Origin of the sequence: Methylobacillus arboreus (assembly GCF_020532725.1) — a bacterium.
GTDB lineage: Bacteria > Pseudomonadota > Gammaproteobacteria > Burkholderiales > Methylophilaceae > Methylobacillus > Methylobacillus arboreus.
The window spans coordinates 289,275-311,006 of record NZ_JAJAVC010000006.1 but is presented as its reverse complement, the minus strand read 5'-3'; the positions used below and the strand labels follow the sequence as shown (position 1 = coordinate 311,006).

The window sequence follows — 21,732 nt, the reverse complement described above, 5'->3', positions numbered from 1 at the left end:
CGGCAATAAAGTAAAGGAGCACTCTGTATGAACAAAGCGACTCAAGCTATTGTTGAGCAAGCGGCCCAGCTTTCCGTCAATGAAAAAATCGAGTTGATTGATGCTTTGCTGGCTACTGTAGATAAGCCAGATGCTGAAATTGATGCCTTGTGGGCATCAGAAGCAGAAAGTCGTTTGTCTGCATATCGAAACGGTGAATTGCTGGCGTTGGATTTGAACCAGGTATTAGCCAAATACCGTTAAATGCAGATCAGATTTTTACAGCCTGCTCAGTATGAATTGGATGAGGCTATAGCTTATTACAACGCCCAAGCGCCCGGTTTGGGGCAAGGGTTTTTGGTGGAAGTATTGGCAAGTTTGAATCGGGTTTGCCAATATCCTGATGCTTGGCATCCTGTATCTGATAAAACAAGACGTTGCCAGTTAAGGCGTTTTCCTTATGGTGTCATCTATACAAAAATCGACGATGTAATTTTGGTTGTTGCGATCGGGCATTTACATAGCAAGCCGGAATATTGGCAAACCTTGAAAGCAAGGTTCGAGAAGTAATCTGGACGAGATTAATGACCATCAAATCCCTCATTCGCACCATCCCCGATTATCCCAAGCTCGGTGTCCAGTTCCGCGACATCACCACGCTGCTCAAGGATGCCGATGGCTTGCGGCAGGTAGTGGATGCCCTGGTTGAACGCTATGTGGGTGCCAAAGTTGATAAAGTGGTGGGCATAGAATCGCGTGGCTTTATTGTCGGTGCGGCTGTCGCTTATAAGCTGAATGTCGGTTTTGTGCCGGTGCGCAAGAAAGGCAAGTTGCCGGGTGATGTACTGGGGCATGACTATGCGTTGGAGTATGGCACTGACCGGGTGGAGATCCATAGTGATGCGATCAGCCCCAATGAAAATATCCTGTTGCTTGATGATCTGATTGCCACGGGAGGCACTGCAGAAGCGGCAGCCGTGTTGATAGAAAAGCTCGGTGGCAATGTGCTGGAATGTGCATTCATCATCGGCCTGCCTGACCTGGGTGGCGAGCAGCGCTTGCGCGGGCTGGGTTACAAGACGTTTGCGCTGTGCGAGTTTGAGGGCGATTAGTGACAGGTCAGCAATCGGCATACAAGACGCCAGTTTCAGCCTTGGTGCTGATCCATACGGCCAATTTGCAGGTGCTTATCATGGAGCGTGCGGATAAGCCGGGCTTTTGGCAGTCGGTCACGGGTAGTCTTGAAGTGCTGGATAATGGTGAGTTGGAGCGGCCTGTTGATGCGGCAGTCCGCGAGGTCAGGGAAGAGACCGGGCTTGACACCGCTGATTACAAGCTGGTGGACTGGCAGCTTTCCCATGTGTACGAAATCTACCCGCACTGGCGCTTTCGCTATGCGCCCGGCGTAACGGAAAATACCGAACATATATTCGGGTTGGAATTACCAGAGCCTGTTGCTGTCCAACTCGCTCCCCGAGAGCATGTAGCTTATGAGTGGGTGGACTGGCGCGAGGCAGCAAAACGTGTATTCTCATGGACAAATGTCGAGGCCCTGCGCAAGCTGGGTGAACGTAACAACTTAACATTGTGAATCAGCAGCCATGCAAGCAACTGTAGAGACAACAGAAAGACCAGCAAAAACGGTGATCGCCGAGCCAATCAAGTTCGAGCGATTCCAGGCGACGCAGGAGGCCGAACTGCAGGCGCGCATCATTGCCGCCAAGAAAAAGCTCGGCAAGAGGCTGGTGATCCTGGGCCACCATTACCAGCAGGAGAGCGTCTACCGCCATGCCGATTACACCGGCGACTCGCTCAAGCTGTCGCGTTTTGCAGGTGAGACGGATGCCGAGTACATTGTGTTCCTCGGCGTGCATTTCATGGCCGAGGTGGCGGACATCCTCTCTCGCCCCGAACAGATTTCCATCTTGCCCGACCTTTCCGCCGGCTGCTCCATGGCGGATATGGCCAACCTGGCCAAGGTCGAGCGTTCGCGCCGAGAGCTGTCCAAGGTGCTGGATTTTGACGCCACCATCACCCCAATCACCTATATCAATTCCGCTGCCGACCTCAAGGCATTCTGCGGCGAGCACGGCGGCATCGTCTGTACCTCGACCAACGCCACCAAGATCATCGAGTGGGGCTTCAAGCAACGCGAGAAAGTGCTGTTCTTCCCCGACCAGAACCTGGGCCGCTGGTCTGGCTACAAGATGGGCATTCCGCTTGAGCAGATGCCGGTGTGGGACCCCGACTTGCCCATGGGCGGCCTGACGGAAGAGCAGATCAAGAATGCCAAGATATTGCTGTGGAAGGGCCATTGCGCTGTGCACCAGATGTTCCGCGAGCAGAACATCACGCGTTTCCGCGCCGAGCATCCTGACGGCATTGTGATCTCGCACCCGGAGTCGCCGTTCGAGGTCTGCCTGAACTCCGATTATGTCGGCTCCACCGAGTACATTCTGAAAACCGTCAGCGACGCGCCTGCCGGCACGCACTGGCTGGTGGGCACCGAGCTCAACCTGGTGAACCGCCTCGCCGAGCAGATGAAGCCTCAGGGCAAGATCGTCCAGTTCATGTCGCATGTGATCTGCGAGTGCTCTACCATGGCGCGCATCGACCCGCAGCACCTCGCATGGACATTGGAAAACCTGGCGGAAGGCAACGTGGTCAACCGCATCAAAGTGCCTGAGCACGAGGCCGAGCTGGCACGCCTGACACTGCAACGCATGCTGGACGCATCTTGATGAAAGGTTGAGGTTGCAGAGCGTTATCCGGATTGCCACCTTCAACATCCACAAGGGCGTGACCAGTTTCAACGCCCGTTTTGCGCTGCACGAGCAACGCGAACTGATCCGCAAGCTGCAGGCGGACATCGTTTTCCTGCAGGAAGTGCGCGACCAGCATATCAAGCACAGCCGCCGTTTCAGTGCCTGGCCGCTGGCCGGGCAGGTGGAGTTTCTTGCCGACGCGGTCTGGAGCGATTATGCCTACGGCAAGAACTCGATCTACCCTGCCGGGCATCACGGCAATGCCTTGTTGTCCAAATTTCCCATTACCAAGTACGAAAATACCGACATATCTGCGCACCACAGCGAGCAGCGCGGCCTGTTGCATTGCGAGATTGCGGTGCCGGGCTGGCATCAGCCGCTGCATTGCATCTGCGTGCACCTGGGATTGTTTGCGGGTTGGCGTCGCAAGCAAATTAATGTCCTGCGTGACCGTATCGCCGAAATGGTACCTGACGATGCGCCTTTGGTGATTGCCGGGGATTTCAATGACTGGAGCATGAGCGCCGGGCGTGAGCTGGTGCACGGCTTGCACCTGCATGAAGTGTTCGAGCACCATGGCGGCGGCAAGCCCGCCCGCAGTTTTCCTTCCTTCCTACCTCTGTTCAGGCTGGACCGCATTTATGTGCGGGGCTTTCATGTCCGGCATGTCGAGGTTCACGCTGGGCCGCAGTTCCTCAAGGTTTCCGATCACGCAGCATTAACGGCGGTGCTATCGAGAATATGATGCGTTGGAAGGCTGGCAACCGTATAACCCTGCTCAGAAACGGCACCGAGTTTTTCCCGGCGCTTGCTGCATCCATCGAAGCGGCACAGCGCGAGATTTATATCCAGACCTATATCTATGAGCTGGATGCCACAGGCACCATGATAGGTGAAAAGCTCAAGGCCGCCGCCGCGCGCGGCGTGGTGGTCAACTTGTTTCTGGATGGATTCGGCAGCCGCAAATTGCCGCCGGAGTATGTATTGGAGCTGGAAGCCTTTGGCGTCAAAGTCATGTACTACCGGCCCAAGATCTCCGCATGGTCGTTCAAGCGCAGCCGCTTGCGGCGATTGCACCGCAAGGTTTCGGTGTTCGACGGCCAGCATGCCTATGTCGGCGGCATCAACATCATTGACGACATGAATGTGCCCAGCAACCTGGATGCGCCGCGCGTGGATTATGCCGTGCGCGTGGATGGCGCATTGGTGTTTGATATCCACGCCAGTGTGCGCAAGCTGTGGCGCCGCCTGGCCTGGATGCATTTGCGCGAGGTAGAGGCTTTTCCCAGCCTGCCGGCACCGCTATTTATCAACAACGGCATGCGGGCCGCGTTTGTTGTGCGGGACAATGTATTGCACCGGCATGATATCGAGCGTGGGTACCTCAAGGCTATTGGCAAAGCTAGGGTAGAGATCATCATTGCCAGCGCCTATTTTGTCCCGGGCAAGAAATTCCGCCAGGCCCTCATCAAGGCCGCCCAGCGCGGCGTGCGGGTGCGCCTGTTGTTGCAGGGGCGTATGGAATACTGGCTGATGTTTGCCACCCATGAGGTGTACGGGCTGTTTTTGCGGCATGGCATTGAAATCTACGAGTACCGTGCCAGCTTCATGCACAGTAAGGTGGCGGTGACCGACAGCCGCTGGGCTACCGTGGGCTCATCCAACCTTGACCCGTTTAGCCTGCTGCTGGCACGTGAGGCGAATATCATGGTGCAGGACAAAACTTTCAATGCCCAGCTCAAAGCAGACCTGGAACAGGCCATTGAGGAGAAATCCATCAAGGTGCGGCCTGAGGACTGGTCGCGCAGGCATGTATTCAAACGGGTGTTTTCATTGCTGGTGTATATAGTGGTGCGGCTCATGATCGGCTTGTTCGGCCTGAAGGAGAAACAATAGTACGGCAGGTTCCCGCCGCGCTGAGTTTTGTCGGCCGCGCTTAACTCACGGTGAGTTTGCGGTAAAATGCGCACAGGCGCCGCTGTAGCTCAGTCGGTAGAGCAGCTCATTCGTAATGAGAAGGTCACCAGTTCGATTCCGGTCAGCGGCACCACCTTATGTCACATGCCTTTCCCGATCCAAGCACCCATATCGCGTAAGTGCAGTAATTCATTAATGCCTCCCTTTTTCTGTTGATGCATTTTCTTGATGTCTGTCTGGCAGCGTTTTTTGCTCAAGAATAAAGTGCAAATAGCCGTAATGAGTAGTTCATTCCCATTCTGACGGTACCGTTCATGTTGCAAGAGTTTTACGATTTGAATCTCGTGGCCATTTCGTTGGTGGTCGCCATGTTCGCGTCTTATACCGCACTCAACATGACGGAGCGGATCAATACCGCCAAGGGGCGCGCTGCAAGGTGGTGGTTGCTGGGCGGCGCGGTAACGCTGGGGGTTGGCATCTGGTCGATGCACTTTATCGGCATGCTGGCGTTCCGGCTGCCGATACCGTTGGGCTACGACCCGGCAATCACTCTGCTTTCCCTGGCATTGGTGATCGTCGTTTCGGGATTCGCCCTGTACCAGGTAGTGCAGCCTGCCCTGCCGCTCAAGCGCTTGTTTATCAGCGCCATCATCATGGGAGCCGGGGTTGCGGGCATGCATTACGTCGGGATGGCTGCCATGCGGATGGCGCCTGCGCCGCATTATGACCCGGGATTGTTTGCGCTGTCGGTTGTGATTGCCGTTGCTGCTTCTGGCGCTGCCTTGTGGATTGCATTCAGGCTGCGCCAGCGCGTGCCGCAGGTATTGGTTGCGCGTGCCTTGGCGGCGCTGGTGATGGGGGCTGCCATCTGCGGTATGCATTACACCGGGATGGCTGCGGCAGACTTTCCTGTCGGCAGCGTCTGCCGCGCAGCGACAGGCGGCAACCTTGACCATTTGACTATCATGGTGGTGATGGGCGCAAGCGGCGTGCTGGTGATCGCCTTGCTGGTGTCGATTCTGGATGCCAGGCTGGAATCGCGTACCGCGCAGCTGGCGAAATCTCTTGAGCAGGCGAATCAGGAGCTTTTGCATCAGACCCTGCATGACCACCTGACTCATCTCCCCAATCGCTCATTGCTTGAGGATCGCGCGAATCAGGCACTGCACAAGGCAAGGAGGGAGCATCACAGCTTTGCCCTGATGTTCATCGACGTGGATGGATTCAAGACCATCAATGATTCACTGGGGCATCATGTTGGTGATCATTTATTGGTCGAGGCTGCTAACCGGCTACGCAAACTGTTGCGTGCCCAGGATACTATTGCCCGAATCGGCGGCGATGAGTTTGTGGTATTGCTGGAAAATGCCACGCCGGAGGATGCTGCCGTGGTCGCGGAAAAGATCGTGCTGGCATTTCATCAGCCGTTTATTGCCAACGGGCGCGAGTTGCGTATTTCTGCCAGCCTGGGCATTGCGATCTACCCCGACAATGGCCAGACCTACCGGGAGCTTGCCATCAATGCGGACACGGCCATGTATCACACCAAGCGCTCAGGGCGTAATGGCTACCATTTCTTCGAAGCATCCATGCATATCAACACCCAGGGCCGTCTCGACATGATGCTCGACCTGGGCTCGGCGCTTGAAAAAAACCAGTTTGTATTGTTGTACCAGCCGAAGTTTGATGCGGGCCATGAACATATCGTGGGCTCTGAAGCCTTACTGCGATGGGAGCACCCGACGCTGGGGACGGTTTCGCCGGACCAGTTTATTTCCCTGGCGGAAAAGTCGGGCCTGATTATCCCGATTGGCGAGTGGGTCTTGAACGAAGCCTGCAAGCAGATGCGTGCCTGGCATGACATGGGCTACCGGCACTGGCATGTGGCGGTGAATCTTTCTGCGTTGCAGTTCAGCCACGACAGGCTGCTAGAAGTCGTCAAGTCGACATTGGTGCGCTGGCGCTTGCCGGCGCATTGCCTGACGCTGGAGATTACCGAGTCAACGGCCATGCACAACGTGAAGGCGACGTTGGAGATTCTGCATGAGCTGACCAGGTTGGGCGTCAAGATTTCTATTGATGATTTTGGCACTGGATATTCAAGCTTGTTGTATCTCAAGCGCTTGCCGGCGAATGAGTTGAAGATTGACCGTGGTTTTATCCGCAACCTGGGCAACGGCAGCGGGGTTGATGATGGCGCTATTGTGTCGGCCATTATTGCCTTGGGCCATACATTGAATTTCAGGATTGTTGCAGAAGGCGTGGAGACAGAAGCGCAAAAAACCTTCCTTCAGGATTTGGGCTGCGATGAGCTGCAAGGGTTTGGTCTTGGCAAGCCCATGCCTGCGGCACAGATTACCGAGTACTTTACGAGTGAGAAACTGGCGGGCTAGTCGTTTATACTATCGGTTTTGGCGCAATTGGCGCGGAAACCTGAGTGGGATATTGAATATGGCTGTTCGTTTAACCGGTTGGTCCGGGAAGTTTCTTCTGCTGGTACTCATGGCCAGCATGTTGTCCGCATGTGGCGGATTCAGCCTTTGGCCATTTGGCGAGGATGATGCCGACGTGCGTTCACGAGGCCCCGCCGGCAGCACCGAGTATGTCTGTGACAAGGGGCGGAAATTCTATGTGAGGCTGCAGGATGGCGGCAATGCGGCCTGGCTGGTTCTGCCTGACCGTGAAGTCCTGCTCAACAAGACAGAAGCCGGTCAGTACAGCAACAGCATCGCCAAGCTGGAAATTGAAGGCGAAACAGCCACGCTTGATGATGGTTACAAGCATGACTATGATAATTGCAAGGTCAACCAGCCGACCAAGTAGGTGTTTCAATTGCTCCAAACTACAGCAGCCGCTTTTTAAGCGGCTTCTTGCTTTTTGACAGGATGTATTTTCAAGGCAAATATACCAAGATATTTTTGCGCCACATTGAGCTTTTTCGCTTGTTGAGTGAGGAGATGGCAAAGGAAGAATTTCTGTTTATATTTGAACACTTTCTGTTGTTTTATCCATGCATCCTGTTGGTAATTCATCTTTTTGCATCCTGGTTGCAAATTCCCCTATTTTCTACCGGGTCATAATGGCAAAATAAAGCAATAATGTGGCAGTTTTGATTAAGCAGAGCTCATCATCTCTGGAATAATTGTGGGTTAAGTCAGTCGTCCAGAGAGTCAATCATGTTAGGCCAGGAATGTTAGGCATAGTACAAGTTGCGCTCAGGCGCCCTTACACGTTCGTGGTAATGGCGATCCTGATCATGATCGCTGGTATTTTCTCGGCATTGCGCATGCCGACCGATATCTTCCCCGAAATTCGCATTCCCGTGATTGCGGTCGCCTGGTCGTATTCCGGGATTTCTCCTGATCAAATGAGCGGGCGCATCATGACGACGTTCCAGCGCTCATTGACCACGACCGTGAACGATATTGAGCATATCGAGGCGAATTCCTATGCCGGGTTCGGCGTCGTCAAGATTTTTTTCCATCCCGGCGTCAACATTGCAACCGCCAATGCGCAGGTGACGGCAATTTCGCAGACGATGCTGCGTTCACTGCCTACCGGTACCACCCCGCCGTTGATTCTTAACTACAATGCTTCTACCGTTCCTATCCTGCAGCTCGCGCTTGCTGGCCAGGGCCTGACAGAGCAGAACCTGGCCGACCTTGGCATGAACGCAGTGCGTGTGCGTTTAACGTCTGTGCCAGGGGCTGCAGTTCCGTGGCCGTTTGGCGGCAAGACACGCCAGGTGCAGATTGATCTTGACCCGGATGCCATGCAGGCGCGCGGGCTTTCCGGTCAGGATGTGGCCAATGCCCTGGCGGCACAAAACCTGATCTTGCCGGTCGGCACACAAAAGATCGGCAGTTATGAATACACCGTACAGCTGAATAACGCCCCATCGGCGCTGGAGGAGCTCGGCAACCTGCCGATCAAGGTAGTCAACGGCGCAACGGTCTATATCCATGATGTGGCACAGGTGCGCGATGGCAATCCACCGCAAACCAATGTGGTGCACGTTGATGGCGCGCGTTCGGTGCTGATGTCGGTGCTAAAAAATGGCGCGACTTCTACGTTGGCGATTGTGCAGGGCATCAAGGACAAGCTGGTCGAGATCAAGCCTAGCTTGCCGGATGAGTTGGAAGTACGGCCGATCAATGACCAGTCGATTTTCGTCAGCGCCGCGATCAATGGCGTGGTACTGGAAGGCGCTATTGCCGCGGTGCTGACCAGCGTCATGATCTTGCTGTTCCTTGGCAGTTGGCGTTCCACCGTGATTATTGCGATTTCCATCCCCTTGTCCATCCTGGGAGCAATTGCTGGGTTGGCACTGGCGGGCGAGACGCTCAATATCATGACCTTGGGCGGATTGGCGCTTGCGGTGGGTATCCTGGTGGATGACGCCACCGTGACGATCGAGAATATCAACTGGCACCTCGAGCAGGGCAAGCCTGTCGAACCCGCCATTCTTGACGGCGCGCGCCAGATCGTGACGCCTGCGTTTGTTTCCCTGCTGTGTATTTGTATTGTGTTCGTGCCGATGTTTTTCCTCGGGGGTGTGTCGGGCTTCTTGTTCGTGCCAATGGCCAAGGCAGTGATATTCGCCATGGTGAGCTCCTTCATCCTCTCTCGCACGTTGGTGCCGACCATGTCCAAATACCTGCTGAAGCCGCATGCGCCGCATACCGACCTACATGGCAATAGCGAGACCCTGCCGCCGTCCCGTAATCCGCTGGTGCGGTTCCAGCGAGGGTTCGAGGCCAGGTTCGAGCGTTTCCGGGCAGGCTATCTCGGCATTCTTCAATTGGCATTGCAGAACCGCAGGAAATTTATTGCAGGTTTCCTGGCCTTTGTATTGTTGAGTTTTGCGCTGGTGCCTTTCCTCGGGCGTAATTTCTTTCCGGCGGTGGATGGCGGCCAGATCCTCATGCATGTCCGCGCGCCGATAGGCACGCGTCTGGAGGATACTGCCGCCAGGTTTGCCGAGATCCAGAAGGCCATCCGCAACATCATTCCGTCGGAAGAGATTGACACGCTGGTGGACAATATCGGCATGCCGATCAGCACGATTAACCTGGCTTACAACAATACCGGCCTGATTGGCGTGCAGGACGGGGATATCCAGATTGCGCTGACCAAAGAGCACAAGCCCACGGCAGACTATGTCAAGCGCCTGCGCGAGGAGCTGCCACGCCGGTTTCCCGATACCATCTTCAGCTTTCCGCCGGCGGATATCGTGAGCCAGATTCTGAACTTCGGCTCGCCAGCGCCGATCGATCTGCAGATTCGCGGCAACAATCTTGATGGCAACTTCGAATATGCCAGCAAGCTGGTTGCCAGATTGCGCACGGTGCCGGGGATTGCCGACGTGCGTGTGCAGCAGTCGCGGCGCAATCCGGTGCTTAACGTCGATATTGATCGCTCAAGGGCGCAGGATATTGGCCTGACCACGCGCGATGTGACCAACAACATGCTGGTCAGCCTGGCGGGCAGCGGGCAGGTCGCGCCCACATTCTGGCTCAATCCTGCCAATGGCGTGTCTTACTCGATCGTGATGCAGACGCCGCAGTACCGCATGGATTCGCTCTCTGCGCTGGAGAACCTGACCATCAGCAATGCAGCTGGCGGCCAGGACCCGCAGATTCTCGGCGGCCTTGCCACGTTCACCCGTACCACCGGCAATGCGGTCGTCAGCCAGTACGATATCCAGCCTTTGGTGCAAATCAACGCCTCCACCCAGGACAGGGATCTCGGCGCCGTGGCCAAGGATATTCGCCGCATCATCGAGGAAACTGCCAGTGAGGTGCCGAAAGGCTCCACTGTGGTCTTGCTGGGCCAGGTGCAAACCATGGAACAGGCATTTTCTGGCCTGCTGTTCGGCCTGGTCGGCGCGATTGTGTTGATTTACCTGCTGATTGTGGTGAACTTCCAGTCATGGAGCGATTCCTTTGTCATCATCAGCGCCTTGCCTGCCGCGATAGCCGGGATTGTCTGGATGTTGTTTGCAAGCTTCACTCCGCTCTCTGTGCCGGCGCTCACTGGCGCCATCATGTGCATGGGGGTGGCGACTGCCAATAGCGTGCTGGTGATCAGTTTTGCGCGTGAGCGCCTTGCCGAGCTTGGCGATGCGACACAGGCTGCGATCGAGGCGGGCTTTGTCCGCTTCCGGCCGGTGTTGATGACAGCGTTGGCAATGATGATCGGCATGGCGCCAATGGCCTTGGGCCTGGGCGAGGGCGGGGAACAGAACGCGCCTCTTGGCCGTGCCGTGATCGGCGGCCTGTTGTTTGCAACCGTTACTACCCTGATATTTGTGCCTGTGGTATTCAGTATTGTGCATCGTCATTACCGCAAGCCAGTGCCTACAGGCGAGTTATCGCCAGCACAAATTTAGAGAAATCGAGTCATGGAGAAGTCAATGTCATCTGATCTTAGTGCGCCGCGCCGTACATTGCGTAAGGGTGGCCTGGTAGTTGCCCTGGTGGCGGTGGCGATCGTGGTTTATGGCCTCACTATTCGTGCCAAGGAAAATGAAGAGCTCAAGCAATGGACTGGTGAACAGGCTATTCCTTCTGTGATTGTGATCAAGCCTTCGAGCGATATTACCGCGCGTACTCTGGAACTGCCTGCCCGCCTCGAAGCTTTTGCGCGGGCGCCTATCTATGCGCGCGCCAGCGGTTATCTCAAAAGTTGGAGTGCCGATATCGGCAGCCAGGTGAAGGCGGGCCAGGTACTGGCGGAAATCGAAACCCCCGACTTGGATCAGCAGTTGCTGCAAGCCAAGGCCGATGTCGCGAGTGCCAGGGTCAATGCCGAACTGGCAGGGACGACCGCCAAACGCTGGCAATCCATGCTCAATACTGATTCGGTCTCCAAGCAGGAAGTGGATGAGCGGGTGGGTGATTACGCCGCCAAACAGGCTATTCTGCAAGCTGCACAGGCCAACCTGGACCGCATCCAGGCTACCAAGGGCTTCACCAAACTGGTTGCACCTTTCGCTGGCGTGGTCACCGCACGCTCAACCGATATTGGCGCCCTGATCAATGCCGGTGAAGGTGTTCAACCCTTGTTCGTAGTGTCCGATACGCGCAAGCTGCGCCTGTATGTCAATGTGCCGCAAAGTTATGTGCCGGCGATAGGCAAAGACACCGTGGCCAAGGTCAGTATCCCAGGCCAGCCAGGCAAGGTGTATACAGCAAGCCTGGTGGCATCCGCACAGTCTGTCGATGCTGCTTCGGGTACTACCCTGTTCCAGTTCCTGGTGCCGAATGATGATGGCGAGTTATTGCCGGGAGGCTTTGCGCGCGCCAGTCTGGAGCTTCCCTCCAGTGCAGCGACACTAAGTATTCCCGCCAGCGCGTTGATCATCCGCCAGGATGGTGTGCATATCGCGGTGTTGGGCGAAGATGACAAGGTACAACTTAAAGAGGTGACGATTACACGCGACCTGGGCAGGACAATAGAGCTCAGCGGGGACATCAGCGCGGATGACAGGCTGGTGGACAGTCCGCCTGAGGATATAGCCGATGGCTTGCAGGTGCGTGTGGTTTCCAAGCCTGATGCAGGAGCTGGCAAGTCATGAGGATGAGAAGGCATGCGATGGCTTACAGCCTGCTCGCTTTGCTGGGTGCCTGTTCATTCGCACCCGAACTCAAGTTACCGGAGGTGCCGGTTGCTGAAGCCTACAAGGAAGTGCAGCCCTGGGTGCCTGCCCAGCCTGCGGACCAATTGCCGCGCGGCGCCTGGTGGAAGCTGTATGGCGATGAAGAACTCAATGCGCTGCAGGATAAGCTGATCACCAACAACCCTAACCTGGCAGCGGCATTTGCCCATTACCAGCAGGCTTTGGCCTATAGCGAACAAGCCCGCGCCGGCCTGTTCCCTTCACTGTCGGCAAATGGCCAGGCAGGCCGCAACCGGGTATCTGAAAACCGTCCGCTGGTACCGCCCAATGCGGTTATCCCACCTACTTATTCCAATTACAGCATAGGCTTGCAGGCCAATTACGAGCTGGATTTATGGGGACGGGTGCGCAACGCAGTCAAGGCGGGCGTGGCCGAGGCCATCGCTGCCGAAGCTGATTTTGAATCCGCGCGCTTGAGCCTGCAGGCACAGCTTGCCGATAATTTCATCGTGCTGCGCGGCCTGGACCAGCAACTGCATATCCTTGAAGAAACCGTACAGGCCAATGACAAAGCCTTGTCCATTACCCGCACGCGCCATGATGCCGGTGTCGTGCCCGGGCTGGATGTCAGCCGTGCCCAAACGCAACTTGAAACCACGCGCTCTCAACTGGAGCAGGTCAAGGCGCAGCGTGCCGTAGTCGAGCATGCCATTGCTGCACTGGTCGGCGAGTCGCCTTCGAGCTTCAGCATTGCCAGCAAGGAAACACCGGTTGCCTTGCCGCAAATTCCGCTGGGCGTGCCTTCAACGCTGTTGCAGCGTAGGCCGGATATTGCCGCGGCACAAAGGCGCGTAGAGGCAGCCAATGCCAGTATTGGCGTCGCAAAAACGGCTTACTTTCCCGCGCTCAGCCTCAGCGCCGCCTTTGGCTATCAAAGTGTTTCCACCGGCAACTGGCTGAATGCGCCGAGCAATTTCTGGTCGATAGGTCCGGGCATGGTGTTCCAGTTATTTGATGGCGGACGCCGCAAGGCCCAGGTTGCCCAAGCCGAGGCTGTGCTGGAAGAGGTCGGTGCACGTTACCGCAACGTGGTATTGGAGGCATTCCAGCAGGTGGAGGATAACCTTGCGCGCCTCAACCATTACCAGACAGCTGCCAACTCGGAACGGGCCGCTGCCGAGGCTGCACAGAAATCCATGGATTTTGCGATGAACCGTTATCGCGAAGGGGCTGCCAATTATCTTGAAGTCACTTCGGCGCAAACGCAGGCACTGGATACCCAGCGTGCATTGCTTACACTTAATGTCAGCCAATTGCGTGCCAGTGTAGAGCTGATACGCGCTTTAGGCGGCGGCTGGCAGCAAGAACAGGCTGCGGATGAGTCGTCCAGCTAGGGCATGATCGTAAACGTGTCCATTCCGAGAACCGGTTCTCAGATTATTTAGTCACGGGTTTGTCCTGCGACAGGCGTGTGAGGTAATTACTGGGAGACTCTCCCATAGTGCGTGAAAACATGCTGGTGAACCCGGCGGTGCTTTCATAGCCCAATGCCAGGGCAATGTTGGTGATGCTCTGACCTTCTATCAGCATTTCTACCGCACGTATCAGGCATAGCTGCTGGCGCCATGCCGAAAATGTCATGCCAGTTTCCTTCTGGAACAAGCGTGCCAGGGTACGCGCACTGGCACCGGCAAGCTGCGCCCATTCCTCGATATTGCGGTCATCGCCCGGGTTGCGATGCAGGCTTTCCGTCACGCGGCGCAGACGTGGGTCGCGCCCTTCGGGCAGGAATAGCGGGGTTTCCTGGGCAAGGCCGATCTGGTCTATCAGGACCTGCATCAGTCTGTGCTCGCGGCTATGCAGGGAATATTGATTGTCTATCGCCACTGCCTGCAATACCAGTTCACGCAATAGTGGCGTCAGCTTGATGACGCAACAGTGTTTGGGCAGGCCGTCCAACAATTCCGGAACGATCAGCGCCGTCTGCATTTCTGCAGCCTGGGTATAAGTCACTTTATGTGTGGCTTTGCTGGGTATCCAGCAGGCGCGCCCGGGAGGCGTAATCCAGGAACCATCTTTCGTTTCCACACGCATGCTGCCTGAGGTGACCAGCAGCAATTGCCCGCGCTGGTGCGCATGTGGTTCCACCTGCCAGCCCTTGGAGTAGGTGCCTACCAGGGACACAACGGGCAGGGATGACAGGTCAGGATCCGGGAAGGTGCGATTGATATCACGAAAGGCCGGATAGACTTTTGTCTCAGGCATGATGGGATGCGGATCGATATTATCGCTGCTAGTTTGCAGCAGCCTGGCATTCGCTGGCGGCAGCGCTGGTTTCGCCCGCCCATTGCGCAGCTTGTTTTAACGCTTCGGTACTGGCGGTATTGAGCGCGGCCACGCCGCCTTTCGCATCACCGCTGCTCGCAGGGCTCTGGGCTGAAACCAGCGTGGATTGCACCAGTTTGCGCGAACGGCGATCCACCAAGCTTGCCTGTAGCTGGACAATGCCCTGGCTGCTGCTTGCGCTGTCGAATACTTGGTCGAAGGCCAGGATTTGCAGTTTGAGGCTGCATGAGGCATGGGCTGGGGCAGTATTGGCTAGCTTCTGGCGCACCAGATCCAAAGGCAGGGTTGACCAGCGGCTTTCCGCATAGCCAAATACCTGGGAAGGGTTTTTGTAATTGAGGCGATAACGGATGTTGCTGTGCTGGATTGCATCAGCGGCATTCAGGCTCTCAATCGGCAAGGCAAATTCGACCCGGTTTTCTGCGGATTGCAGGCCGAAGTCATAAAAGTCCAGTTGTTTGGTTTCAGGCTTGATCGAGCTGACGCAAGCGTTGAGCGTAGCGGCCGCCAGCAACAGGATGGCAAGCGATGATGTTTTTTGCATGGGATACCTCATTGAGCAGGTTTAAATCCGGATTCGCCTGGGCCGGGGCGCAATTCCGGTTTTCCGAAAATCAGGCTTTGCGGGTTTTCTTCCAGCATATCCAGTAAGCGGCTGATACGTCGCGCATCGTCGTTGGCAGTCGCCGTCAATTCATTGAGGCGCGGCAGAGTTTCATTATTCAGCGTATCGCCAATTAGGCCGGCGCTGTTACGAATGTCACCAGTCATGCCGCGTACATCCTGTACCGCCGCAGTCAGCTCATTGAGCAGCGGTGTAGCGGCGTTGGTAGCGTCTTGCAGGTTGGTGAGCGTTTGCGAGAACTGCTGCTGGTTTTGCTCCGACATGAACTTGCTGGCCTTGCCAAAGGCTTCGTTAGCGGATGCCAGCGTCGGGCCAAGGTTGGACGATGCCTGTTCCAGGTTGGACAGGGTTTGGTTCAGGCTCTGCACATCGATGCTCTGCATCACGGCATTGGCATGCTCAATGGTTGCCACACCATGATTGACGAAGGATTCCACCTTGTCTACCAGTTGCGGCACGCGTTCGGAGATGCGGTCGATCAGCGAGGGACGCATGGTGATAAGTGCGCCCTGGGCCAGCTGTTCTCCATTATCGTTCGGGTCGTTGAGGTCGATGTAGGCGAGGCCGGTGACCCCTTGAGCACGCAGCTCGGCATAGGCATCCTTGGTCAGGTGCAGTTTTTCATCCACACGTATAGTGATTTCGATCTCTGATTGAGATTCCGGGTCCAGGGCAATCTTTGAAACCTTGCCGACATTGACGCCGCGGAACTTGACCGAGGCTTCCTGGCTCAACCCGGTGACCGGTTGTTTGGAAATGATTTTATATTCGGTAAGCGATTGGCGCGTTCCGCTCATCCACCAGAATGCAAAGGCGAGAATGGCCAATAGTATGAGGGTAATAATGCCAACGGCAAGGGCATGGGCGCGGTTTTCCATAAGTTATCCAGTTCTTTCCAATCGGACACGAACGCCCTGGAAAAAGTTTTGCACAAAAGGGTGATCGATATTGCCAAGCTCGCGCAAGCCGCAATTGGCGACGATGCGCTTGTCTGCAAGCACGGCTACCTTGTCGGTAAGCGATACCAGGGTATCCAGGTCATGGGTGACAAAAATCACGGTCAGTCCAAGCGCATGCTTGATACTCTTGATCAACTCGACAAACTTCTCGCTGCGGTCCGGGTCGAGCCCGGCCGTAGGCTCGTCCAACAGCAATAATTCCGGTTCCAAGGCCAGCGCGCGGGCCAGCGCCACCCGCTTGATCATGCCGCCAGAAAGTTGTGAGGGCAGCCGCGAGCCGGTATCCGGCTCCATTTCCACTAGCGAGAGTTTATGCAGCACCAGCTGGCGTATGGTCGCCTCGTCAAACTGCTTGAGCTCGCGTAGGGGAAAGGCAATGTTATCAAACACGCTCAGGGCGGAGAACAAGGCCCCTTGCTGGAATAACATGCCCAGCCGGTTCATCAGGCGCTGCTGCGGGATTCTATCCATCTCGTGCAGGTTCTTGCCGAATAGCAATACCTCGCCCTTGGTTGGTCGGGTGAGGCCGACGATATGGCGCAACAATGTGGTCTTGCCGCTGCCGGAGCCGCCGACCAGCGAGACGATTTCCCCGGCATTAATCGTAAGGTCCAGGTCCTGGTGCACGACATTGCTGCCGAATACGGTCCAGACTTTGCGGATTTCACAGATGGGGCGCACAGCTTGCTCGGCCATCGCGTTATACCCCTATGCCGCTGGTGAGGATGGCGAAGGCGGCATCGATCAGGATGACACAGGTGATGGCCGTGACCACGGAACTGGTGGTGCTGCGGCTCAGGCTTTCGGTATTGGGCTTGATGCGCAATCCGAAATGACAGGCCATTACCGCGACAATGAAACCGAACATGACGCCCTTGATCAGGCCCAGGGTAAGGTTAACCGGTTGTACCACGGTAGCGAGATAGTCGAAGAAAAAACGGAAGCCCAGGCCGAGTTCGAGGTTGGCAGACAGGGCGCCGCCAAACAATCCCCAGGCCGAGGTCCATATGACCAGGAACGGCGCGATAAAAGTAAGCCCTAACACTTTCGGCAGGACAACGCGCAGGATGCGGGAAATGCCCATGGTGGCAAGCGCGTCAATTTCTTCCGTGACGCGCATGACGCCTATTTGCGCTGCCATGGAGGAGCCCGAACGACCAGCGACCAGCACTGCCATCAGAATGGGCCCAAGCTCGCGGATGATGGCCAGGCCAAGGATATTGACGATAAAGATGTCCGCGCCAAAGGTTCGTAGCTGGGTGGCCATGAGGTAGCTCATGGCAATGCCAATCATGAAGCCGAGCAACGCCGTGACTGGTAAAGCGGTGACGCCGCTCTTGTAAATGTTGGCGCTGAATTCGCGCCAGGGGAAATCCTGTGGGCGCCGCAAGAGATAGCCCAGTTCTATCACCAGCAATCCCAGCAGCTTGACGAAGTCTACGACGTGGCTGGTGATGAAAATCGTGAGCTTGCCGGAAGCTGCCACCAGCTTCAGCCAGTCAAAACGCGGGGCCTTTTTCTCGGGGGACTCGGCCTGGATAGTCGCCAGGGTATCAAATAATTGAGCTTGCTCGTCAGTGAGTGCTACCTTTTCTTCCAGCTTGCCTTGCCAGCCGTTCCACAACACTGCTGCGCCGGCGGTATCCAGTTGCTCCACCCGGGTGAGGTCCCATTGCGCGGCAGGATCTGAAAAATAGGGTTTGAGGGCATGGCGCAACTGGGCAAAGTCATTGTCCAGGGCACGCAGCGACCATTGCCCGCTAAGGGCAATCCGCTTTCTGCCTTGGGCATCCTGCTCTACCTGAAAACTTGCTGCAGCCATGAGCATCCTTTGATTGTTGCGCCAGCCATACCGGATGGTAAATGATTGGGACTACGAGGATGGCATCGGCAAGTGTAATGCCGATGCCATCCTAAATGGGTTATAGCAGATTAAATTTTGCCGTCCAGACCCAGTTGGAAATATTTATGCACGATTTTTTCCTGGTTTTCCAGCAGCCAGTCGATGTCGGGCTTGTTGCTCATGGCCTTGTGGATGGCGTTGGCAGTGGCTTTGCGATGGATGTCGAACAGTATCTTGTGGTCCAGGTTGTCCTGCTCGACCACAATCGGGTTGAGCCAGACGGAGACGATGATGCCGAGGTCGTTGGCTTTTTCCTTGGGGATGTCGCCGTTGCGTACGGCATCGAGCACGCCGTTGGCAATCGCTGCCTGCACGGTGCCCATGAGGATATTGGTGTAACGCTCGTTCTTGACCGTGACCTTGCTCACCATGATGGTGGCGGGCCGCACCATGATATCGGTATTGAGGATGGCAAGCACGCGGGAGTGGCCCTTGACCTGGTCGCCGAGCAGCGTGCCGAAAGCGGTGCCCATGGGGCCATCCATTTCGCCGATGATGACTTCAGGCTCTGCAGCCGTGCCCGGAGGCCCACCAGCTACCAGTGCTTCACCGACGCGCATGAAAATCTTGTCACTCATTGTTGCTCCTTACTTTTCTGATTGGATGGAAATGTGGAATCGAGTAGTTTTAACTTAAATCCGGTGCAAATGCAAAAATGCTAGCGGGCCACTCAATGACAACAGCGGCAGGCTATAATTTCCCGGCTTACCATTTTTTAAGGCAAAACTCATGAAAAGTTACCGTAAAGAACTTTGGTTCAATGCGCCTTCGCGCGTGGCATTCATCAATATTACCCACGAAGTGGAAGCCTGTTTGCGCGAAAGCGGCGTACGCGAGGGGTTCGTACTGGTCAACGCCATGCATATTACCGCCAGTGTCTTTATCAATGATGACGAATCGGGCCTGCATCATGACTATCGCGAATGGCTGGAACGCCTCGCGCCGCACGAGCCTATCCGCAACTACCGTCACAACGATACCGGCGAGGACAATGCCGATGCGCACATGAAGCGCCAGGTCATGGGGCGCGAGGTAGTGGTGGCGATTACGGACGGCCATCTGGATTTCGGCCCATGGGAGCAGATTTTCTATGGCGAGTTCGATGGTCGCCGCAACAAGCGTGTGCTCGTCAAAATCATAGGCGAATGAACATTGAAAAAACGCGTGCTGGTCGTGGCGGCCCACCCCATGCTGGAGAATTCGCGAGTAAACCGTGCCTTGCTTGATGCTGCTGCGCTTTGCACCGGGGTTCAGGTGAGGGATATTTATGCCCAGTATCCCGAGCAGATGATCGATGTGCAACAGGAGCAGGCCCTGGTGGATGAACATGATGTACTCGTGTTCCAGCACCCCTTGTATTGGTATTCCTGCCCCGCCTTGCTCAAGAGCTGGTTTGATACGGTGCTGAGTTATGGCTGGGCCTACGGCGAAAGCACTTCCAAACTGACAGGCAAGGCATGGGTGCAAGCCGTGTCCACGGGCGGGTCGGAAGGTGTCTACCAGCGCAATGGCTACAATCGTTTTTCACTTGCTGAACTGTTACGGCCGTTTGAGCAGACTGCACGCTTATGCAATATGCGTTATCTGCAGCCCTTCCTCACCCAGGCTGCCGATACCTTGAGTGACGCCGCTTTGCACGAACAGGCTAGCAGTTACGCCGCGTGGCTGGACAATCTTGTCGCAGGCGATTGGCCTCCTGACGTAGACAGCCTGCAAGCGGAAGAGGCGCAATACCTGGCGCCGGCAAACGGCGTAGAGGCTTCTTGATGGCAACCGCCCATATTCCCCCATTATTGCTGGAAGGCGCTATCTACCTGGGTGCAGCCGTCCTGGCGGTACCTATCTTCCGGCGCATCGGGCTGGGCTCCGTATTGGGATACCTCTTTGCAGGCATCGTCATCGGCCCCTGGGGACTGGGATTGGTGGCAGATACCGAAACCGTGATGCATTTCTCCGAGTTCGGCGTCGTCATGATGCTGTTCCTGATCGGCCTTGAGATCGAGCCTGACAAGCTCATGAAGCTGCGGCTGCCAATTTTTGGCATGGGCGGGTTGCAGGTGTTGCTGACCGGCGGGATTGTCTATGGTCTTGGCACTGCTTTTGATCTGGATTGGCGCTTGTCGCTGGTGGTCGGCATGGGAGTCGCCATGTCATCGACAGCGATTGCGATGCAGATTCTGGCGGAGCAAGGCGCATTGAACCGACCATCGGGCCGTTCCGCTTTTTCTGTATTGTTGTTCCAGGACCTGGCCGTGATCCCGATCATGATCCTGCTGTTGGTGATTGCCCCGGGCGCGCATACCGCGCACGGTGTGCATATGGACTGGCTCGCCATCCTCAAGGCGGTGTCGCTGGTCATACTCCTGATACTCGGCGGGCAGTACCTGCTGCGGCCGGTGCTGCGTTATATCGCCAACACCGGTTTGCGTGAGATATTCATCGCTTTTTCCCTGTTTCTCATCATCGGCGTTTCCATCCTCATGACGCTGGTTGGATTATCCATGGCGCTGGGCGCCTTTATCGCCGGCGTATTGCTGGCCGACTCGGAATACCGCCAGGAGCTGGAACTCGACATAGAGCCGTTCAAGGGCTTGCTGCTTGGCCTGTTTTTTATCTCGGTGGGCATGTCGGTGAATCTGGACCTGGTATTACAGCAGCCGGGCCTGATCGTAGGCTTGGCGCTGGCTTTTGTCCTGTTCAAGCTGGTGCTCCTGTTCGGCCTTGCCAAGGCGTTCCGGCTTGATAATGCCGGCGGCCTGATGTTTGCCGTCACATTGTCCCAGGTGGGCGAGTTTGCTTTCGTCATTTTCAGCGGGGCCGTAGACGCCAAGGTCATCAGCCAGGAGCACGGAGCTTTGCTCAACTCGGTAGTGGCGCTGTCCATGGTGACAACGCCACTGTTGCTGCTGGGTTTCCATTTTGTCTATCGCCGTTTGCTGCAACAACGGCGCAAGGACGGACACCATGACGAATTCGAGGAAGCACGCCCTGTGATCGTCGCTGGTTTTGGCCGTGTGGGGCAGATCATTACCCGTCTGCTGACCAGTGCCGGCGTGGTGCCCACCGTGATTGAGCATGACCCCAACCAGATCGAGTTGATGCGCAGTTTCGGCTACCGGGCCTACTATGGGGATATTACCCGGCCGGATGTGCTGCGGGCTGCCGGCATTGCGCATGCCAAGCTGCTGATATTGGCGATAGATAATGCAGAGGAAACGCTGGAAACAGCGCGTTATGTGCGGCAGCATTATCCCGATGTCAAGATACTTGCACGGGCGCGCAACCGCACCTATGTGTTTGACTACATGGATCTGGGCATAGACTGCGTGCGGGAGACTTTTCTCAGCGCCGTGCATTTGGGCGAGAAGGCATTGCGTGAAATGGGCTACGGTGCCTTCCATGCCTACAGCACGGCATGGAAGTTCAGGCAAAACGATGAAAAAATGATGCATGGCCTGCACCCTATCCACACCGACATGCAGAAAGTGGTTTCCTATAGCGTGCGCACGCGGCAGGATCTACAGCGGACCTTGACGCGGGAAATGGAAGAGGTTGTTGCCGGCCTCAATAACAATGCCTGGGAAGGGCAAACCAAAGCTCCCGCGCCCAAGGACTGA

22 protein-coding genes and 1 tRNA gene are annotated in these 21,732 nt (G+C 56.1%); 16 read left to right on the top strand and 7 right to left on the bottom strand.

Annotation, left to right across the window (positions count from 1 at the left end; genetic code table 11):
* Positions 1-27: 27 nt before the first annotated feature.
* The 10 genes from LG198_RS07595 to LG198_RS07550 all read left to right on the top strand — a co-directional run bounded on the left by LG198_RS07595 (position 28) and on the right by LG198_RS07550 (position 7,484).
* The gene (locus LG198_RS07595) at positions 28-243 is read left to right on the top strand and encodes an addiction module protein (RefSeq protein ID WP_230342570.1); all 216 of its coding nucleotides are present in this window, start codon (positions 28-30) and stop codon (positions 241-243) included.
* A complete protein-coding gene (locus LG198_RS07590) occupies positions 244-549 on the top strand; it encodes a type II toxin-antitoxin system RelE/ParE family toxin (RefSeq protein WP_230342569.1) in 306 nt (101 codons plus the stop codon). It abuts the gene before it with no gap.
* 14 nt (positions 550-563) lie between these two features.
* Positions 564-1,091, top strand: coding sequence for an adenine phosphoribosyltransferase (locus LG198_RS07585; protein ID WP_230342568.1), 528 nt, complete (start codon positions 564-566; stop codon positions 1,089-1,091).
* The gene (gene nudB, locus LG198_RS07580; protein ID WP_230342567.1) at positions 1,091-1,570 is read left to right on the top strand and encodes a dihydroneopterin triphosphate diphosphatase; all 480 of its coding nucleotides are present in this window, start codon (positions 1,091-1,093) and stop codon (positions 1,568-1,570) included. The genes LG198_RS07585 and nudB overlap by 1 nt, the downstream gene beginning before the upstream one ends.
* Positions 1,571-1,580: 10 nt before the next feature.
* Positions 1,581-2,720, top strand: a complete 1,140-nt coding sequence (gene nadA / locus LG198_RS07575) for a quinolinate synthase NadA (RefSeq protein ID WP_230342566.1) — start codon at positions 1,581-1,583, stop codon at positions 2,718-2,720.
* A 13-nt stretch (positions 2,721-2,733) separates the two neighbouring features.
* The gene (locus LG198_RS07570; protein WP_230342565.1) at positions 2,734-3,489 is read left to right on the top strand and encodes an endonuclease/exonuclease/phosphatase family protein; all 756 of its coding nucleotides are present in this window, start codon (positions 2,734-2,736) and stop codon (positions 3,487-3,489) included.
* Positions 3,489-4,640, top strand: coding sequence for a cardiolipin synthase ClsB (clsB, locus tag LG198_RS07565; protein WP_230343023.1), 1,152 nt, complete (start codon positions 3,489-3,491; stop codon positions 4,638-4,640). Before LG198_RS07570 ends, clsB begins: the two co-directional genes overlap by 1 nt.
* A gap of 78 nt (positions 4,641-4,718) precedes the next feature.
* Positions 4,719-4,794, top strand: a tRNA-Thr gene (locus LG198_RS07560).
* A 181-nt stretch (positions 4,795-4,975) separates the two neighbouring features.
* Complete coding sequence (locus LG198_RS07555) at positions 4,976-7,054, top strand: putative bifunctional diguanylate cyclase/phosphodiesterase (protein WP_230342564.1); 2,079 nt, start codon at positions 4,976-4,978, stop codon at positions 7,052-7,054.
* 58 nt (positions 7,055-7,112) lie between these two features.
* Entirely contained in the window at positions 7,113-7,484 is a 372-nt protein-coding gene (locus LG198_RS07550) for a hypothetical protein (RefSeq protein WP_230342563.1), read from the top strand.
* A gap of 35 nt (positions 7,485-7,519) precedes the next feature.
* Here the strand turns inward: LG198_RS07550 and LG198_RS07545 are convergent, their stop codons facing one another.
* Entirely contained in the window at positions 7,520-7,693 is a 174-nt protein-coding gene (locus LG198_RS07545; protein WP_230342562.1) for a hypothetical protein, read from the bottom strand.
* A gap of 158 nt (positions 7,694-7,851) precedes the next feature.
* Between LG198_RS07545 and LG198_RS07540 the strand changes: the two genes are divergently transcribed.
* Genes LG198_RS07540 through LG198_RS07530 form a run of 3 tightly spaced genes read left to right on the top strand, consistent with a single transcriptional unit; the run spans position 7,852 to position 13,676 of the window.
* On the top strand, positions 7,852-11,052 hold the full coding sequence (locus LG198_RS07540; RefSeq protein WP_230342561.1) for an efflux RND transporter permease subunit: 3,201 nt from the start codon (positions 7,852-7,854) through the stop codon (positions 11,050-11,052).
* A 24-nt stretch (positions 11,053-11,076) separates the two neighbouring features.
* Positions 11,077-12,240 carry an efflux RND transporter periplasmic adaptor subunit gene (locus tag LG198_RS07535; RefSeq protein WP_230342560.1) on the top strand — a complete coding sequence of 388 codons (1,164 nt, stop codon included), beginning with the start codon at positions 11,077-11,079 and terminating at the stop codon, positions 12,238-12,240.
* A complete protein-coding gene (locus LG198_RS07530; RefSeq protein ID WP_230342559.1) occupies positions 12,237-13,676 on the top strand; it encodes an efflux transporter outer membrane subunit in 1,440 nt (479 codons plus the stop codon). The genes LG198_RS07535 and LG198_RS07530 overlap by 4 nt, the downstream gene beginning before the upstream one ends.
* 43 nt (positions 13,677-13,719) lie before the next feature.
* Here the strand turns inward: LG198_RS07530 and LG198_RS07525 are convergent, their stop codons facing one another.
* The 6 genes from LG198_RS07525 to fae form a co-directional block, all read right to left on the bottom strand.
* On the bottom strand, positions 13,720-14,547 hold the full coding sequence (locus LG198_RS07525; protein ID WP_230342558.1) for an AraC family transcriptional regulator: 828 nt from the start codon (positions 14,545-14,547) through the stop codon (positions 13,720-13,722).
* Positions 14,548-14,575: 28 nt separating this feature from the next.
* A complete protein-coding gene (locus LG198_RS07520) occupies positions 14,576-15,172 on the bottom strand; it encodes an ABC-type transport auxiliary lipoprotein family protein (protein WP_230342557.1) in 597 nt (198 codons plus the stop codon).
* Between the two features lie 8 nt (positions 15,173-15,180).
* Positions 15,181-16,131: an MlaD family protein gene (locus LG198_RS07515; RefSeq protein ID WP_230342556.1), complete on the bottom strand. Its 951-nt coding sequence runs from the start codon at positions 16,129-16,131 to the stop codon at positions 15,181-15,183.
* A gap of 3 nt (positions 16,132-16,134) precedes the next feature.
* Positions 16,135-16,908 (bottom strand): ABC transporter ATP-binding protein, encoded by a 774-nt coding sequence (locus tag LG198_RS07510; protein WP_230342555.1) that lies wholly within the window; start codon positions 16,906-16,908, stop codon positions 16,135-16,137.
* A gap of 4 nt (positions 16,909-16,912) precedes the next feature.
* Positions 16,913-18,034 carry an ABC transporter permease gene (locus LG198_RS07505; protein ID WP_230342554.1) on the bottom strand — a complete coding sequence of 374 codons (1,122 nt, stop codon included), beginning with the start codon at positions 18,032-18,034 and terminating at the stop codon, positions 16,913-16,915.
* Positions 18,035-18,144: 110 nt separating this feature from the next.
* Complete coding sequence (gene fae, locus LG198_RS07500; RefSeq protein WP_230342553.1) at positions 18,145-18,693, bottom strand: formaldehyde-activating enzyme; 549 nt, start codon at positions 18,691-18,693, stop codon at positions 18,145-18,147.
* Positions 18,694-18,844: 151 nt separating this feature from the next.
* Between fae and LG198_RS07495 the strand changes: the two genes are divergently transcribed.
* The 3 genes from LG198_RS07495 to LG198_RS07485 are packed head-to-tail and all read left to right on the top strand — an operon-like array spanning position 18,845 to position 21,732.
* Positions 18,845-19,264 carry a secondary thiamine-phosphate synthase enzyme YjbQ gene (locus LG198_RS07495; protein WP_230342552.1) on the top strand — a complete coding sequence of 140 codons (420 nt, stop codon included), beginning with the start codon at positions 18,845-18,847 and terminating at the stop codon, positions 19,262-19,264.
* Between the two features lie 3 nt (positions 19,265-19,267).
* Positions 19,268-19,882 (top strand): NAD(P)H-dependent oxidoreductase, encoded by a 615-nt coding sequence (locus tag LG198_RS07490; protein WP_230342551.1) that lies wholly within the window; start codon positions 19,268-19,270, stop codon positions 19,880-19,882.
* Entirely contained in the window at positions 19,882-21,732 is a 1,851-nt protein-coding gene (locus LG198_RS07485; RefSeq protein ID WP_230342550.1) for a monovalent cation:proton antiporter-2 (CPA2) family protein, read from the top strand. The genes LG198_RS07490 and LG198_RS07485 overlap by 1 nt, the downstream gene beginning before the upstream one ends.